Below are 17,636 nucleotides of genomic sequence, written 5' to 3' on the forward strand. Positions count from 1 at the left end.
AGCCGCAGCCGAGCATGTCGGATTACGCTGCGCCTGACGGCGCCGCTAATCCGACCTACACTATTTTACGTCTTCCTTCATGCCCACATCCTCCCCCGCCAAGCTTGAAACCACTCTCACCCGCGCCTGGCTGCGTCGCGGGCCGCTGGCGTGCGCCCTGTGGCCCGTCTCGCTGCTGTTCGGCGCCCTGAGCGCCGTGCGGCGCGGCCTGTACCGCGCCAACCTCCTGGCATCCGCGCGCCTGCCCGTGCCCGTCGTTGTCGTCGGTAATATTTTCATTGGCGGCACGGGCAAGACGCCGCTGACGATCTGGCTGGTGCAAGCCTTGCGCGACGCGGGCCTGCGTCCTGGCGTCATTTCGCGCGGCCACGGCAGCGCCGACCGGCTGCCGCGTGCCGTGACGGCCGAGTCCACGCCGCAGCAGGTGGGCGACGAGCCGCTGCTGATCTTCCAGCGCGGCGGCTGTCCCGTGATGGTGGGGCGCGACCGCGCGCAAGCGGGCAGGGCGCTGCTGGCCGCGCACCCCGACGTCGACGTGCTGGTGACGGACGACGGCTTGCAGCATTACGCCTTGCAGCGCGACGTGGAAATCGTGCTGTTCGATGGCCGCGGCGCCGGCAATGGCTGGCTGCTGCCGGCGGGCCCGCTGCGCGAATCGCCGCGCCGCCGGCGCGACGTGACGGTGATCAATGCGCCGGAGCTGTCGCCGGCGCTGGTGGCGCAGGTGGCGCCGCCCGGCGCCCTGGTGGTGCAGATGCGCCTCGATGGCGGCGTCGCCGAACGCCTGGCGGAGCGCGGCGAGCGCCTGCCCCTGGCGGCCCTGGCGGCCGGCGGCCGGCGCATCGTGGCGGCCGCCGGCATCGGCAATCCGCAGCGCTTTTTCAGCATGCTGCGGGGTGCCGGCTTGCAGTTTGCGGAGCTGCCGCTGCCCGACCATCACGACTTCCTCGACCAGCCTTTCGCCGCGCTCGACACGGATGTGATCTTGATCACCGAGAAGGATGCAGTAAAATGTGCGCAAATTGAACATCTCAAAGATGACCCGAGACTGTGGGTCGTCCCGGTCAGCGCGCGCATCGATAGCGCGCTGGCCCAACAAATTGTGGAGAAATGTCGTGGACGCTCGACTGCTTGATATCCTGGTCTGCCCTGTTTGCAAGGGCCCGCTTGAACACGATAAGAAGGCGCAGGAATTGATTTGCCGCGCCGACCGCCTGGCCTATCCGATCCGCGATGGCATCCCCATCATGTGGGCGGATGAAGCGCGCACCCTGCTCGACGCAGTGGAATAAGGATGGCGTTCATCGTCATCATCCCGGCCCGCCTGGCCTCGACGCGCCTGCCCAGCAAGCCGCTGGCTGACCTGGGCGGCAAGCCCATGGTGGTGCGCGTGGCCGAGCAGGCGGCCCTGTCGGGCGCGGCGCGCGTCATCGTCGCCACCGACCACGAAGACATCCGCGCCGCCTGCGCCGCGCATGGCGTGGAAGTGTGCATGACGCGCAGCGACCATCCGTCGGGCACGGACCGCATCGCCGAAGTGGCGCGCACGCTCGGCTTGCCGCCGGACGCCGTCGTCGTCAACCTGCAGGGCGACGAACCGCTGATCGACCCGGCCCTGCTGGCCGCCTGCGCCGCGCAGATCGGCAGTGCCGTGCCCATGGCCACGTGCGCCCATCCGCTGCATGACGTGGCCGACGCCTTCAACCCGAACGTCGTCAAGGTCGTGCTGGACAAGAACAGCCGCGCGCTGTATTTTTCGCGCGCCACCATCCCGTGGCACCGCGACGGCTTCGCGCAGTCGAAAGACAGCCTGCCGGCGGACTACGTGCCGCTGCGGCATATCGGCTTGTATGCCTACAGCAATGCGTTCTTGCAGGAATATCCGCAATTGTCCGCCTCGCCGCTGGAAGCCATCGAGGCGCTGGAGCAGCTGCGCGTGCTGTGGCACGGTGTTGCCATCGCCGTGCACGTGACCGATAGCGCCCCGGCCGCCGGCGTCGATACGCCGGAAGACCTGGCCAGGGTTCAGGCGCACTACCGCGCCCTGTAAGCGCTACCTGCAAAACGGCAGGCGTGCAAATAAAATTTGTGCGTCTGCAGCAAAAACCACATTTTGAAACGTCCGCTTCGATAATTGCTGGCTTTGATCAATCAGGGCATAGCAAATCGACAGCAAACTGGCGTTCCGGGGATTTTTTGTGGTAAGTTTCGTAGGGAAAGATAGCCATAGCAACACCATCTAAAAAAAATTACACATACCACCATCCAAAATCTGTTTTTTAGGAACTTTCAATGCGTCTGATACTTTTAGGAGCACCCGGTGCCGGCAAGGGCACCCAAGCTAATTTCATCAAAGAAAAATACAATATTCCACAAATCTCCACGGGCGACATGCTGCGCGCGGCGATCAAGGAAGGCACCGAACTGGGCCTGGCAGCGAAAAAAGTCATGGATGCGGGCGGCCTGGTGTCGGACGACATCATGATCGGCCTGGTCAAGAACCGCCTGCAGGAAGCCGATTGCGCCAATGGCTACCTGTTCGACGGTTTCCCGCGCACCATCGCGCAAGCGGACGCCATGAAAGACGCCGGCATCAATGTCGATTACGTGCTGGAAATCGACGTGCCCGATGAGTCGATCATCGAGCGCATGGATGGCCGCCGCAGCCACCCGGGTTCGGGCCGCGTCTACCACGTCAAATTCAATCCGCCGAAAGTCGAAGGCGTCGATGACATCACCGGCGAGCCGCTGATCCAGCGCGACGACGACAAGGCGGAAACCGTCAAGAAACGTCTGGACGTGTACCACAACCAGACGAAAGTCCTGTTGGGCTACTACAATGACTGGGCCAAGTCCGGCCTGCCAGGCGCGCCGAAATACCGCCGCATCGCCGGCGTCGGTCCGGTCGAGCAAATCCGCGACAGCGCATTTGCCGCCCTGGCGGAATAAGCAGTTTTTGAAAAGCGGACCTGAGTGTCCGCTTTTTTTGTGCCCGCTTTTCGCCGGCGGCGCCGTTTCGTTTCTTTTGGCGGTAGCAGTTTTTTGCAGGTCGTGTTTTCCTGGCTGCGCGTGCCTACCCGGTGCGGTCTGCGGCTGTTGGCAATGACGTCGGATAAAAACAGAAGGGGACGATATGGCAGCCAGTTTGTGGTTTGCGGTAGCCTGCGGCGTGGTCGCCGTGGTGTACGGTTTGGTGTCGCGTAGCTGGATCCTGCGCCAGGACCCCGGCAACGCGCGCATGCAGGAAATCGCCCTGGCCATCCAGCAGGGTGCGGCCGCCTACCTGGCGCGCCAGTACCGCACCATCGCCATCGTCGGCGTGGTGCTGCTGATCGCCATCTATGCCTTGCTCGGCCTGCACACGGCGCTGGGCTTCCTGATCGGCGCCGTGCTGTCGGGCGCCTGCGGCTTCATCGGCATGAACGTCTCCGTGCGGGCCAATGTGCGCACGGCGCAGGCGGCCACCCACGGCATCAACCAGGCCCTGAACGTGGCCTTCAAGGGCGGGGCCATCACGGGCATGCTGGTCGTCGGTCTGGGCCTGCTGGGCGTGACCCTGTTCTACTGGCTGCTGGTGACGACGGGCGCGCCCGGCCTGACCCAGCATGACCTGATCAAGCCTTTGATCGGCCTGGCCTTCGGCGCCTCGCTCATTTCCATCTTCGCGCGGCTGGGCGGCGGCATCTTCACCAAGGGCGCCGACGTGGGCGCGGACCTGGTGGGCAAGGTGGAGGCAGGCATTCCCGAGGACGATCCGCGCAACCCGGCCGTCATCGCCGACAACGTGGGCGACAACGTGGGCGACTGCGCCGGCATGGCGGCCGACCTGTTCGAGACCTATGTCGTGACCCTGATCGCCACCATGCTGCTGGGGGCCCTGCTGATGGCCGAGGCCAGCAGCGTGGCCATCATCTACCCGCTGCTGCTGGGCGCCGTCTCCATCCTCGCTTCCATCGTCGGCTGCTCGATGGTGAAAACGGCCCCCGGCAAGAAGATCATGTCGGCCCTGTACACGGGCCTGTGGTGGGCGGCCGGCCTGTCGCTGGTCGGCTTTGCGGTGGTGACGTGGCTGCTGTGGCCCGACGACGCCATGCGCTACAAGATGCTGGGCGCCACCGTCGTCGGCATCGTCCTCACGGGCCTGATGGTGTACATCACCGAGTACTACACGGGCACGGATTTCAAGCCCGTGCGCCACATCGCCGAAGCGTCGACGACGGGCCATGGCACCAACATCATCGCCGGCCTGGGCGTGTCGATGAAGTCCACCGCGTACCCGGTGCTGGCCGTCTGCATCGCCATCCTTGTCTCGTACCAGCTGGCGGGCCTGTACGGCATCGCCATTGCCGCCACGTCGATGCTGTCAATGGCGGGCATCATCGTCGCCCTCGACGCGTATGGCCCCATCACGGATAACGCGGGCGGCATCGCCGAGATGTCCGGCCTGCCCGATTCCGTGCGCGCCATTACCGACCCGCTCGACGCCGTCGGCAATACCACCAAGGCCGTCACCAAGGGCTATGCCATCGGCTCGGCGGGCCTGGCCGCGCTGGTGCTGTTCGCCGACTACACGCATGCGCTCGAATCCGTGGGCCAGCACATCACGTTTGATTTGTCGAACCCGATGGTCATCGTCGGCCTGTTCATCGGCGGCCTGATACCCTACCTGTTCGGCGCCATGGCGATGGAAGCCGTGGGCCGCGCGGCCGGCGCCGTGGTGGTCGAAGTGCGGCGCCAGTTCCGCGACATCAAGGGCATCATGGAAGGCACGGCGAAGCCGGAATACGACAAGGCCGTCGACATGCTGACGGCGTCGGCCATCCGCGAAATGATAGCTCCCTCGCTGCTGCCGGTGGTGGTGCCCATCGTCGTCGGCATGCTGCTGGGGCCCGCGGCCCTGGGCGGCCTGCTGATGGGAACCATCGTCACGGGCCTGTTCGTGGCCATTTCCATGACCACGGGCGGCGGCGCCTGGGACAACGCCAAGAAATACATCGAGGACGGGCATTTCGGCGGCAAGGGTTCCGATGCGCACAAGGCGGCCGTCACGGGCGACACCGTGGGCGACCCGTACAAGGATACGGCGGGCCCGGCCGTCAATCCCCTGATCAAGATCATCAATATCGTCGCCCTGCTGCTGGTGCCGCTGCTGCCGGCCACGGGCTGGCTGGCCGTGGCGGCGCCTGCCCCCATCCACGCGCCGCTGCCGCCGATCCTGGCGCCGGCCACGCCCGTGCAATCCTTGCCCGGCCAGTAAGCCGCCGGGCGCCAGCCCTTGTTCCTCGACAGCCCCGCGGTCCGCGCCCCGGGGCTGTTTTCTTTTGCGCGGGTGAAACTTTCCTGCCGTCCATATCCCCGGCGTATAAAAGGTGAGCAATTGTTACGGCAGCTAGGATTGTGCGGCCGGCCTGCCAATAATGAATCGAGCTTCACTGATGTTGTCGCGCGGGAGGATGTCATGGACGGCAATCGCAAGGGACGCGGCGCGCGGCTGGCGCTGCTGCTAATGGGGCTGGCGCTGGGAGCGGCCGGTAGCGTGGCCTGGGGCGCACCGGGCGGCCATGGCGGCCACGGCGGTTACCATGGAGGCCATGGCGGTTTTCACGGCGGCCACGGCCACTTCCATGGCCGGCCGCACGTGGGCGTCTGGCTGGGGTCTTCGTGGGGCTACGGCTACGGGCCGGGCTGGTATGGCGATCCCTGGTATGGCTACCCCTATGGCTACCCGTACGGGCGCACCGTCATCGTGCAACCGCCGCCCGTGTATATCGAACAGGGCGGCGTGCCGACGGCGCAGATGTGGTATTACTGCGCGCGGCCGCAGGGCTATTACCCGTACGTGAAGAACTGCGGCACGGCCTGGCGTGCCGTGCCGCCGAACAGCGTGCGGTGATGCGCGGGAGAACATGATGAATACGACAGCGTTATCCAGGCGTGCCGGCGTGCTGGCGTCCCTGCTGCTGGCCGCCTGCACGGTGATGCCGGACGGGCCGTCCGCCATGGTCTTGCCTGGTTCAGGCAAGAGTTTCGAACAGTTCCGCAGCGACGACCTGCAATGCCGCGGCTATGCGCAAGGCCAGCTGGGCGGCGGTTCCGCGCAGCAGGCCAGCGTCGACAGCGGCGTGCGCAGCGCGGCCCTGGGCACGGTGCTGGGGGCGGCGGCCGGCGCCGCCATCGATGGCGGCCATGGCGCCGGCGTGGGAGCGGGCACGGGCTTGCTGTTTGGCGCGCTGGCCGGCACGGGCGCGGCGGACACTTCGGCCTACGGCATGCAGCGCCGCTACGACTACGCCTACCAGCAATGCATGTACGCCAGCGGCCACAAGGTGCCCGTCGCGGGGCAGATGCTGGGCAGCGTGCCGGCGAACGCCGCCACGCCGCCGCCCGATACGCCGCCGCCCCGCTATTGACCCCTAGAAGCGCGACGTCAGGCCCACGAACATGCGCCGTCCCGGCACGTAGTAGTCGACCTTGCCATCGGCCAGCGGGCCTTTCTTGAACAGGTTTTCCACGCCGCCGCGCAGCGTCCACTGCGGCGTGACCTTGTACGAGACGACCGTGTCGACGATGGTGTAGGCCTGGTTGGCCGCCTGGCCCGCGTCGAGTTCCTTGCCCGTGTACTGGGCCGACACTTCGCCGAACAGCTGGTCGTTCACTTGCCAGCCCAGGGCCGAATACCATGACAGCTTCGGCGTCGACAGCAGGTTGGCGCCCGTGGTCAGGTTTTTTGCCTCGGCCATATAGGTGACGTTGTTACGCCAGTTCAGGTTTTTCGTCAGGGGCACGGTGGCCGTCGCTTCCACGCCGCTGGTGCGCGCTTTCTGGATATTCGTCATCTTGGTCCACCACTGCTTCTGGAAAAAGCCCAGCGGCGCGTAGTCGATCTTGTTCTTGAAATCCGTGTGGAACCAGGTCACGCCCACATCCCAGCCATTCTGTTCCCACGCCACGCCGATTTCGCCGGCCGTGCTGGTTTCCGGCTTCAGGTCCGCATTGCCGGCCATGTAGCAGCCGCCCGTGATGTAGCCCAGCGGTTTCAAACTGCCGCAACCGCGTCCGCCCGACTGCGTGGCCGCCGCCGGCGAATTTTCCTTCAGGCTGGGCGCGCGGAAGCCTTGCGACACGCCGCCCTTGATGGTCCAGGCAGGAAGCGGGTGGTACACCAGGTACAGGCGCGGGCTGTAGTGGTTGCCGAACTTGCTGTGGTGGTCCAGGCGCAGGCCCGCCGTGGCCGTCAGGTTGTCGCGCAGGAACAATTGATCTTCCGCGAACAGGGCCGAGGTGGTGCCGGACAGGGTGGCGCCGCTGACCGGGTTGCCCAGGTAATCGGTGGGGATGGTGCCGATGGTGTCCGTATTCGTCAGTTCCTGGTGTTTCCACTGGCCGCCCATCACCAGCATCTGTTCGATGCCGCCCCAGCCGATGCGTTTTTCCAGGCTGGCGTCAAGCGTGCTGTCCTTCGACTTGGCCACCGTGCCGACCACTTCATTGTCGAAATCGTTGTGGTACAAGTTGACGGTCGCCTTGCCGAAGTCCCAGCGGCCTTCATAGCCGAGGCTGACGCTCTTGCGCACCAGCTTGCTGGCGCCCCAGGCGCCGAACACGGGGTAGCCGTCGGCATCGAGGGTGGTCGAATCCGTGGCTTCCTGCTTGCCATAGCTGGCGTCCAGCGACAGGTTCTGCTTCTTGCCCACGGCCCAGTTCAGCTGGCCCGTGACAGTCTGGTTGCGCTCGCCGCCGATGCCGCCCGACTTGCCGATGACTTTTTCATCGGCATTCTGCCGCGTCTGGCCCACGCCCAGGCGCATGCCCACGCTGTCCGACAGGGGGCCGGCCAGGTTCACGCCCAGTTGGTGCGCCGTGCCGCGGCCGCTGTCCTGCGGCTGCGTGTAGTTGGCCGTGGCCGAACCGTTCCACTTGCCCGGCACCTTGCGCGTGATGATGTTGATCACGCCGCCCATGGCGTCCGAACCGTACAGCGAGGACATGGGGCCGCGCACCACCTCGATGCGCTCGATCATGTCGGGCGAGATCCAGTTCAAGTCCTGGCGGCCCAGGTCGGGGCGGTAAGCCGTGTCGGCCGAGCTGCCCACGCGCTTGCCGTCGACGAGGATCAGGGTGTATTTGTCGGGCAGGCCGCGCAGCTTGATCTTCGATTCCTCGCCCACGGGGCTGGTGCCGCCCGTCACGCCGGGGATGCGGCGCAGCAGGGTGTTCAGGTCATACACGGGCTGGCGCTCGATTTCCTCGCGCGTGATGACGCTGATGCTGGCCGGCGCATCCTTGATATCGATGGCCGTGCCCGACGCGGTGACGACCACCGTGTTCATGGTGGCGTCGGCAGCCACATTGCCTTCGGCCCAGGCGCTGCTGACGGCCAGCGACAGCAGGCAGGGCAGGAGCAACGTGGCGCGCAATGGATGGGTGGGGCGGGTGACGGAGGGTGTGGCGAAAACTGGACTGCGGTTGGACATGGTGAGCTTTCCCGAATGTTGTTATTTCCTGGCTGCCTGTCGGGTGGCTTGGGTATGAAGTAATAAACTGCAGGGTTGAATTTGTGAATGAGAATAAGAATCGTTCTTATTATAATGCCATCCTGGCAAGAAAGAAAGTGCTAGCCGGAAATAAAACGCCGTTCTCAGTGCGCCCGCCCCGCGCAAACGTGAAAAATTGTTACGCGCGCTGGTATCCTCGGCCGTCTGTGACAATAATGAAGCGGGCGTCTTTTCACCGGAGGAGGGCAGCATGCACACCGCGATAACAGGAATGTTTCGGGCCGGCGCCGCGCTGGCAGTTGCCGTGGCCGTCATGGCAAGCAGCCATGTCGGCGCCGCCGACCCCGCCGCGCCGGAAGACTTGCCCGTATGCCGCCTAGATCCGCACGACAGCAACAAGCTGGCCGTCGAACCGTGCCGCCCGGCGCCGCCCGTGCAGCCGCGCCGCGCCGTGGAGCAGGTGATCGGCCGCATGCCGGCGCAGCGCATGGCGCCGCCCGTCGTGGCCATGCGGCCCTTGCCGCCCACGCCCGCCGTCCCCATGCCCAGCCTGCCGCAAGCGCTTGGTTCCTGCGACACGGGCGGCTGCCGCGACACATCCGGCGCGCGCTACAACGGCGCGGGCAACGCCACCCTGGACGCCAACGGCCGCATCTGCCACCGCAACGGGGCATTCGTGCAATGTTTTTGAGTTTTCCCACGCCGGGCGGCTTCAGTTTTTGCTGAACCGTCCCAAAGTGGCTACAATTGCCGCTGATGTTACGTTTACGTAAACGTAAGTGGACGGCAGCTCTGTGGCATCATGCGACATCCAATTCATTCGGGCCGGGCACACGGCCATACCATTCAGGAGACTTCATGCAGATTCAGGACAATGTATTCATCATCACGGGCGGCGCATCGGGCCTGGGCGCGGCCACGGCGCGCATGCTGACGGCGGCGGGCGGCAAGGTCGTGCTGGCCGACGTGCAGACCGAGGCGGGCCAGGCGCTGGCCGCCGAACTGAACGGCGTGTTCGTGCAGTGCGACGTGACGTCCGAAGAAGATGGCATGGCCGTGGTGGCGGCAGCGGGCAAGCTGGGCACCCTGCGCGGCCTGGTCAACTGCGCCGGCGTGGCGCCGGCCGTGAAAACCGTGGGCAAGGATGGGCCGCACCCGCTGGCGCTGTTCCAGAAAGTCGTCAACATCAACCTGGTGGGCACCTTCAATATGTGCCGCCTGGCGGCCGACGCCATGGCCAAGCTGGACGCGACGGCCGAAGGCGAACGCGGCATCATCGTCAACACGGCGTCCGTGGCCGCGTATGACGGCCAGATCGGCCAGGCGGCGTATGCCTCGTCGAAGGCGGCCGTGGTGGGCCTGACCCTGCCGATGGCGCGCGATTTGTCGCGCAACGGCATCCGCGTCATGACGGTGGCGCCCGGCATTTTTGAAACCCCGATGCTGCTGGGCATGCCGGCCGAAGTGCAGGATGCGCTGGGCAAGATGGTGCCGTTCCCGTCGCGCCTGGGCAAGCCGGGCGAATACGCGCAGCTGGTGAAAGCCATCGTGGAAAACGTCATGCTCAACGGCGAGACCATCCGCCTGGACGGCGCCATCCGCATGCAGCCAAAATAAGAGCACCTGGACAATGCCCACGGCGTTGTTGCATGGCCCGGGCCTGCCATGTCCCGGGCTATTCGTACTGTCTCCGGCCGCGCGCCTGGCCCTGGACATCGCCAGGCACTCTGATGAGGGCAGCGCCCGAATGGGCATTTGATGTAGGATACCCCCGTATGGGGCGTACGGCCTTGCCTGGCTGTGCGCCCTTTTTTTATCGGAGAATCCATGAACACATTGAAGCCGCTGGCGCTGAGCCTGACCTTGCTGGGCGCCTTGCTCGCCAATCCCGCCACCTTCGCCTTTGCCGAAGTGCCCCAGAAGGCGCCGGAAATCGCCACCGCGTATGCGGAAAAAAGCGGCTGGACGTCGCAAAAGTTCATGGTGGCGGCCGCCAATCCGCTGGCTGCCGACGCCGGCTACCAGATGCTCAAGCGCGGCGGCAGCGCCATCGACGCGGCCATCGCCACGCAGCTGGTGCTGACCCTGGTCGAGCCGCAATCGTCGGGCATCGGCGGCGGGGCGTTTTTGCTGTACTCCACGGCCAAGGGTGTGCAAGCCTTCGATGGACGCGAAACGGCGCCCGCCGCCGCCGATGAACACCTGTTCCAGAATCCCGACGGCAGTCCCGTCTCGCGCGCCACGGGCGTGGTGGGCGGGCGCTCCGTGGGCGCGCCGGGCGTGCTGCGCATGCTTGAACTGGCGCACAAGGAGCACGGCAAGCTGCCGTGGGCGACCCTGTTCGGCCCCGCCATCAAGCTGGCGCAGGGCGGCTTTCCCGTCAGCCAGCGCCTCAACGGCTTGCTGAACTGGGACCAGGCCCTGAAGCGCGACCCCGTCGCCGCCGCGTATTTCTATGACGAGGACGGCAAGGCCTGGCCCGTCGGCCACGTGCTGAAGAACCCGCAGCTGGCGCGCACCCTGCGCGAGATCGCCCGCGGCGGCGCCGACGCCTTTTACCAGGGCCGCATCGCGCGCGATATCGCCGCCAAGGTGGCGTCGCACCCGACCAATCCGGGCAAGCTGACGGCGGCCGACATCGCCGGCTACCGCGCCAAGGTGCGCGAACCTGTCTGCAGCGACTACAAGGCCTGGACCGTGTGCGGCATGCCGCCGCCATCGTCGGGCGGCATCGCCATCGCGCAGATGCTGGGCATGCTGGAAGTGAAGGATATCCGCCCGTACCCGCCCGTCGACGGCGTGCTCGATGCGCACGCCATCCATTTGTTCTCGGAAGCGGGGCGCCTGGCCTACGCGGACCGCAACCGCTACGTGGCCGACACGGACTTCGTGCCGCTGCCCGGCAATGGCATCGCCTCGATGCTCGATAAAACCTATCTGGCGCAGCGCGCGTCGCTGATCGGCGACAGATCCATGGGCAAGGCCACGCCTGGCACGCCGCCCGGCATGCAGGTGGCGTGGGGCATGGACAACGCCTTGCAGCGGCCGTCGACGTCCCACCTGGTGGCCGTCGACGCCTTCGGCGGCGGCCTGTCGATGACCACCAGCGTGGAAGACGCCTTCGGCTCGCGCCAGATGGTCGATGGCTTCCTGCTGAATAACCAGCTGACGGATTTCTCCTTCGATTCGCGCGACGCCGATGGCCCCATCGCCAATCGGGTCGAAGCGGGCAAGCGTCCGCGCAGCGCCATGTCGCCCACCCTGGTATTTGAAAAGGGCACGCACAAGCTGGTGCTGGCGACGGGGTCGCCGGGCGGCTCGTCCATCATCAACTACGTCGCCAAGGTGCTGGTCGGGACCATGGACTGGGGCTTGAACGTGCAGCAAGCCATCAGCCTGCCGAACTTCGGCAGCCGCAACGGCCCGACGGAACTGGAGCAGGGGCGCGCGCCCGCCGCCCAGGTCGAGGCGCTGCAGGCGATGGGCCACGAAGTGCGCGTCATCGAGCAGAACTCGGGCTTGCAGGGCATCATGCGCCTGAATGCGCACGGCCAGGATTTCTGGTTTGGCGGTGCCGATCCGCGCCGTGAAGGCATGGTCAGGGGAGATTGAAACTTTTCCACAAAGCATCCAGACCCTGCTAATCTGCCGGCATGGGAATGCAAAATAAAACCGGCCTGATACTCACGGGAGGAGGCGCCCGTGCCGCCTACCAGGTGGGCGTGCTGCAGGCAATTTCGGCGATTCTGTGGGAAGCGGGCTGGGCGCCGGCGCGCAATCCCTTCGACATCATCTGCGGCACCTCGGCCGGCGCCATCAACGCCACGGCCCTGGCCTGCCGCGCCGATAACTTTGGCGAGGGCGTGCAAAAGCTGCTCGACGTGTGGCAGCACATCGAAGTCGAGCAAGTCTACCGCGCCGATTCGCTGGGCGTGATCCGCTCGGGCGCGCGCTGGCTGTCGCTGCTGTCGTTCGGCTGGCTGCTGCGCCAGTGGCATGCGGCGCCGCCCAATTCCCTGCTCGACAATACGCCGCTGGTGAGCCTGCTGCACCGCATGCTGGACTTGCCGCGCCTGGACGCCGCGCTGGCCGACGGCCTGCTGCATGCGCTGGCCGTGACGGCCTCGTCGTATTCGGGCAGCCGCCACATGACGTTTTACCAGACGGCCGAGGATATCGCGCCGTGGGTGCGCACGCAGCGCCTGGCCTTGCCGGACCAGATCGGCGTGGAGCACTTGCTGGCCTCGGCCGCCATTCCCTTCATCTTTCCCGCCGTGCCCCTGTATGTGGGCGGCCAGCGCGAATACTGCGGCGACGGTTCGATGCGCCAGCTGGCGCCGATCTCGCCGGCCATTCATTTGGGCGCCAACAAGGTGCTGGTGGTGGGCGCGGGGCGCATGACGGAGCCGGCGCCGGGCGCGGCCGAATCGGCGCGCTATCCCAGCCTGGCGCAGATTGCCGGCCACGCGCTGTCGTCGATCTTCCTCGATGGCCTGGCCGTCGACATCGAGCGCCTGAACCGCATCAACCTGACCTTGTCGATGCTGCCGCCCGAATTGCTGGGCAAGACGGCCCTGCGGCCCGTGGAGCTGCTGGTCATCGCGCCGTCCGAGCGGCTCGACGCCATCGCCAGCCGGCATATCGGCAGTTTGCCCCGGCCCATCCGCACCATGTTGTCGGGTATCGGCGCGGCCGAAGCCCGCGGGGCGGCGCTGGCATCGTATTTATTGTTCGAATCGACGTATACTAACGAGCTGATCCGTCTTGGACAGCGCGATACGCAGGCCCGCAAGGACGATGTACTGGCGTTTTTCGGTTCTTGAGACGGCCCTCCGGGAAGCGTTCCCGGAGTTTTCGCGTTTTTTTGACAGGACGATTGTGCTGGTATTCCGACGTGCTTGCGATGTGATGTTGTTATTCAGTCTACTGTTGAGTAGCTGGGCCGGGGCCGCGCCTGCGCCCACCCTGCGTTTCGACCAGCTCAGCGTCGAACAGGGCCTGGCGCAGGAATCGGTGCTGGCCATCGCGCAGGACCGGCAAGGCTTCATGTGGTTCGGCAGCCAGTCCGGTCTGAGCCGTTTCGATGGCTACCGCATGGTGGTCTACAAGAATATCGAGGGCGACAAGACCAGCCTGGCCGATAACTGGGTGGGCCAGCTGCATGTCGATAGCCAGGGCCAGCTGTGGATCGGCACGGACAATGGCCTGGACCGCTTCGATGCGGCCAGCCAGACTTTCATCCACTACGGACTGGCGGAAAAGAGCCGCCGCGGCAACGGCAACCGGCATATCCGCGCCATCCTCGACGATGGCGCACGCGGCTTCTGGATCGCCACGGCGGACGGCCTGCAGCATTTCGATCCCGCCACGGGCCGTTTCCGCACCTGGCACCATGAAGAGGGCAACCCGCACAGCCTGGGCGACAACGAGATCAAGGCCCTGGCGCTGGACGCGCAAAAGCGCCTGTGGATCGGCACCGTCACGGGTCTGGACATGCTGGCGCCGGGCAGCGAGCGCTTCGAGCATTTCGCCATCGATGCGGATGCCGCCTCGAAGTACAACGTGATCCAGTCGCTGCTGGTCGACCGCCAGCAGAATCTGTGGATCGGCACCATGGCCGGCGTCGAGCGCTGGCGTCTCGGCGGGGCGGACCAGCCGCCGCAGGCGCGCGTGCGCTTCGGCGAGAAGCATGGCTTTTCCGCCATCCGCGTGGCCAGCCTGTACCAGGATGTCGATGCCACCATCTGGCTGGGCAGCAATGCCGACGGCCTGTTCCGCTGGCTGCCCGAGAGCGACTCCTTCCTGCAGTACCGCCACCAGACGGGCGACAAGTTCAGCGTCGCCGACAACCAGCTGTCGTCGCTGTACCGCGACCGCGCAGGCACCTTCTGGGTCGGTTCCTGGTACAACGGCGTGAGCCGCGTCGACCTGGGCAGCGGCGGTTTTTCGCGCATGGCGCGCGCGCCGGGCGACGTGGGGGCGCTGGCGGACAAGAAGGTGCGGGCGGTGGCCGACGCGGGCAACGGCAAGCTGTGGCTGGCCACCAAGGGCGGCCTGAAACTGTATGACACGCGCGACGGCAGCTCGCAGCTGTTCGATCTGGGCAGCGCGCCCGGCATGTCGCGCGACGAGCAGGTGACGACCTTGTACAAGGCGCCGGACGGCACCTTGTGGGTGGGCGGCTCCACGGGCTTGCACCGCTTCGACCCGGCGCTGCGGCGCTTCTTTACCACGCGTTTCGCCGCCAGCGATCCGAACAGCGATACCATCCGCAATGTCGTCAGCGACCGCAGCGGCATGCTGTGGGTGTCCACGCGCGGCGGCGTGCATCACTTCGACCCGGTTAGCAAGCGTTTCACCACCTACCGCCACGATCCTGCCAATCCCAACAGCCTGTCCGACAACATGGTGCGTCCCGTGCTGGAAGACCGCAAGGGCCAGCTGTGGATCGGCTCCTTCCACGGCCTCGATTTGCTGGACCGCGCCACCGGCCATTTCCGCCACTACCGCCACGATCCGCAAAACCCGCATAGCCTGAGCCACGACGAGGTGCATTTCCTGCACGAGGACAAGCGCGGCGTGCTGTGGGTGGGCACGGCCAATGGCCTGAACCGCATGGACGTGGGGGCGAAGGGCGAGATCCGCTTCCGCCGCTACCTGCGCAAGGATGGCATGGCCGACGATGCCGTCGCCAGCATTCTCGGCGACGACAACGAGCAGCTATGGCTCAGTACCAACAGCGGCATCACGCGCCTCGACACGCGCAGCGGCTTGTTCCGCAATTACGACAGCGCCGACGGCACGGTGGAAGGCTCGTACTTCGACGGCGCGGCCCTGCGCGCGGCCGACGGCACCATGTATTTCGGCGGCTTTAACGGCATGACGGCATTCATGCCGCAGGATATCCACGACAACCGCGTGCCGCCGCTGGTGGCCATCACGGAACTGCAGATCTTTAACAAGCCGGTGGGCATCGGCCGCGGCGAATTCGCGCAGGTGCTCAAGACGGCCATCGACCATACGCGCACGCTGAGCCTGACCAGCCGCGAGAGCGTCTTTTCGCTGGAGTTCGCGGCCCTGCATTTCGCCGCGCCGCAACGCAATGTGTTCGCCTACCGGCTCGAAGGCTTCGACCAGGACTGGGTCATGACGAATGCGGGACGGCGCTTCGCCACCTACACCAACCTCGATCCGGGCAATTACGTGTTTCGCGTGAAGGCGGCCAACAAGGACGGCGTGTGGAACGAGAGCGGCGCCACCCTGGCCATCACCATCCTGCCGCCGTTCTGGAAAACCTGGTGGTTCCGCACCCTGGTGGCGGCGCTGCTGCTGGGCGCCGGCTATGGCATCTACCGCCAGCGCATGCGCGCCGTGCGGCAGCAGCAAAATGAGCTGGAAAAGCAGGTCAGTGAACGCACGGCCGAGGTGTCGCAAAAGAATGCCGAGCTGCAGATCAAGGAAATCGAGGTGCTGGCGCAGTCGGACGAGCTGGCGCAAGCCAACAGCAGCCTGAAAAAGAACGAGGAAAGCCTGCGCCAGGCCAAGCGCAAGGCAGAGGATGCGACGCGGCAGAAGTCGGAATTCCTCGCCAACATGAGCCATGAAATGCGCACGCCGCTGGCCGGCGTGATCGGCATGCTGGGCTTTGCCCTGCGCGACGAACAGCTGCACGACGCCACGCGCGAGCAGATCCTGCGCGGCCAGGCCAATGCCCAGTCGCTGCTGGTGATCATCAATGACTTGCTCGATTTTTCCAAGATCGAAGCGGGCAAGCTGAGTATTGAAAACATCGACTTCGCGCTCGGCGCGGCGATCGAGAATGTCGTCAGCCTGTTCGAGGAGCAGGCGGCCGCGCGCAGCATCGGTTTCGCCATCGATTTCGCGCCCGACCTGCCGCCCTTCGTGGTGGGCGACCCGACGCGCTTGCGCCAGGTGCTGGTCAACCTGGTTGGCAATGCCTTCAAGTTTACCCAGCGCGGCGCCGTCAGCGTCTGCGTCGAGCGCGCGGGCCTGGCCAGCAGCCATGGCGGACGCCAGGTCAACCTGATCCGCTTTACCGTCAGCGACAGCGGCATCGGCATCGACGCCGATGCGATGGTGCGCCTGTTCCAGAAGTTCGAGCAGGCCGACGCCAGCACCACGCGGCGCTACGGCGGCACGGGGCTGGGCCTGGCGATCTGCCGCCAGCTCGTCGAGCTGATGGAGGGCGAGATCGAAGTGGCCAGCACGCCGGGGCAGGGCAGCACGTTCAGTTTCACCTTGCCGCTGGCCGATGGCGTGGCGCCGCCGCTGGTGCCGCAGGTGGCGCTGGCGCCGCACAGCCACCAGCTGCGCGTGCTGTGCGCGGAAGATTTTCCGACCAACCAGATCATCATCCGCGTCATGCTGGAAGAACTGGGCCACCGCGTCGACGTGGTGGCCAATGGCATGCTGGCCGTGGCGGCTTGCGTGCATACGCGCTATGACCTGATCCTGATGGACGGGCGCATGCCGGAGATGGATGGCGCCACGGCGACGCGATTGATCCGCGTGGGCGGCTGGCCGGACCAGCCGGTGCGCGACCAGGAACTGATGATCGTGGCCCTGACGGCGAATGCCAGCGAAGAGGACCGCAGCCGCTACCTGGGCGTGGGCATGGATGATTTCCTCAGCAAGCCGGTGGACGAGGCGGCGCTGCATGGCTTGCTGGCGCGCGCCATCGAGCGCCAGCTGCAGCGCGGCTTCATGCTGCCGCGCATGCCGTCCAGCGTGCCGCGCAACGTGGCGCGCGGCCAGGCCGAACTCGATGCGCTGTTCGGCGTCGCGCCCAAGGCGCGCACGGTGCCGCTGTCGTCGTCACCAACCCAAGCCGGCCGCGGCGGCGACCTGCAACGCCGCATCCGCGTCGCCTTCGTCGCCGATCTGGAAGGACGCCTGCTCGAACTCGATGCCGCCCTGGCCGCGCAGGACCAGGATGGGGCGGGGCGCCTGCTGCACGGCTTGAAGGGCAGCGCCGCCTATCTCGACGAGACGGAACTGCACATGCTGTGCACGGAAATGGAGGAAGCGGCGGACGCCGGACGCTGGACGCAGGTGGCCTTGCACCTGCCGCACCTGCGCGCACTGCTGGCGCAAATCGCCATTCCCGGCAAGGAAATGTAA

The 17,636-nt window shown here is 66.0% G+C and carries 13 protein-coding genes; 12 read left to right on the top strand and 1 reads right to left on the bottom strand.

Features of this window, described 5'->3' with window-relative positions:
- Positions 1-79 precede the first annotated feature (79 nt).
- The 7 genes from lpxK to ACZ92H_RS19820 all read left to right on the top strand — a co-directional run bounded on the left by lpxK (position 80) and on the right by ACZ92H_RS19820 (position 6,410).
- Positions 80-1,135, top strand: coding sequence for a tetraacyldisaccharide 4'-kinase (gene lpxK / locus ACZ92H_RS19790; RefSeq protein WP_465050727.1), 1,056 nt, complete (start codon positions 80-82; stop codon positions 1,133-1,135).
- Positions 1,116-1,292, top strand: a complete 177-nt coding sequence (locus ACZ92H_RS19795) for a Trm112 family protein (RefSeq protein ID WP_092798445.1) — start codon at positions 1,116-1,118, stop codon at positions 1,290-1,292. Before lpxK ends, ACZ92H_RS19795 begins: the two co-directional genes overlap by 20 nt.
- 2 nt (positions 1,293-1,294) lie before the next feature.
- A complete protein-coding gene (gene kdsB, locus ACZ92H_RS19800; RefSeq protein WP_465050728.1) occupies positions 1,295-2,050 on the top strand; it encodes a 3-deoxy-manno-octulosonate cytidylyltransferase in 756 nt (251 codons plus the stop codon).
- Positions 2,051-2,292: 242 nt separating this feature from the next.
- A complete protein-coding gene (gene adk / locus ACZ92H_RS19805) occupies positions 2,293-2,949 on the top strand; it encodes an adenylate kinase (protein WP_102298947.1) in 657 nt (218 codons plus the stop codon).
- 184 nt (positions 2,950-3,133) lie between these two features.
- On the top strand, positions 3,134-5,257 hold the full coding sequence (locus ACZ92H_RS19810; RefSeq protein ID WP_131373822.1) for a sodium-translocating pyrophosphatase: 2,124 nt from the start codon (positions 3,134-3,136) through the stop codon (positions 5,255-5,257).
- Positions 5,258-5,458: 201 nt separating this feature from the next.
- On the top strand, positions 5,459-5,893 hold the full coding sequence (locus ACZ92H_RS19815) for a hypothetical protein (protein ID WP_465050729.1): 435 nt from the start codon (positions 5,459-5,461) through the stop codon (positions 5,891-5,893).
- 16 nt (positions 5,894-5,909) lie between these two features.
- Complete coding sequence (locus ACZ92H_RS19820) at positions 5,910-6,410, top strand: glycine zipper family protein (RefSeq protein WP_131374365.1); 501 nt, start codon at positions 5,910-5,912, stop codon at positions 6,408-6,410.
- 3 nt (positions 6,411-6,413) lie between these two features.
- Here the strand turns inward: ACZ92H_RS19820 and ACZ92H_RS19825 are convergent, their stop codons facing one another.
- Positions 6,414-8,474 carry a TonB-dependent receptor domain-containing protein gene (locus tag ACZ92H_RS19825; RefSeq protein ID WP_465050730.1) on the bottom strand — a complete coding sequence of 687 codons (2,061 nt, stop codon included), beginning with the start codon at positions 8,472-8,474 and terminating at the stop codon, positions 6,414-6,416.
- 271 nt (positions 8,475-8,745) lie between these two features.
- On the opposite strand from ACZ92H_RS19825, the gene ACZ92H_RS19830 reads away from it, so the two are divergent.
- The 5 genes from ACZ92H_RS19830 to ACZ92H_RS19850 all read left to right on the top strand — a co-directional run bounded on the left by ACZ92H_RS19830 (position 8,746) and on the right by ACZ92H_RS19850 (position 17,636).
- Positions 8,746-9,186, top strand: a complete 441-nt coding sequence (locus tag ACZ92H_RS19830; protein ID WP_465050731.1) for a hypothetical protein — start codon at positions 8,746-8,748, stop codon at positions 9,184-9,186.
- A gap of 167 nt (positions 9,187-9,353) precedes the next feature.
- A complete protein-coding gene (locus ACZ92H_RS19835) occupies positions 9,354-10,112 on the top strand; it encodes a 3-hydroxyacyl-CoA dehydrogenase (protein WP_465050732.1) in 759 nt (252 codons plus the stop codon).
- A gap of 210 nt (positions 10,113-10,322) precedes the next feature.
- Positions 10,323-12,107 carry a gamma-glutamyltransferase gene (ggt, locus tag ACZ92H_RS19840; RefSeq protein WP_465050733.1) on the top strand — a complete coding sequence of 595 codons (1,785 nt, stop codon included), beginning with the start codon at positions 10,323-10,325 and terminating at the stop codon, positions 12,105-12,107.
- Positions 12,108-12,148: 41 nt separating this feature from the next.
- The gene (locus ACZ92H_RS19845) at positions 12,149-13,318 is read left to right on the top strand and encodes a patatin-like phospholipase family protein (protein ID WP_131373817.1); all 1,170 of its coding nucleotides are present in this window, start codon (positions 12,149-12,151) and stop codon (positions 13,316-13,318) included.
- Positions 13,319-13,424: 106 nt separating this feature from the next.
- Positions 13,425-17,636, top strand: a complete 4,212-nt coding sequence (locus ACZ92H_RS19850; protein WP_465050734.1) for a hybrid sensor histidine kinase/response regulator — start codon at positions 13,425-13,427, stop codon at positions 17,634-17,636.

It is taken from the genome of Janthinobacterium foliorum (assembly GCF_978021625.1).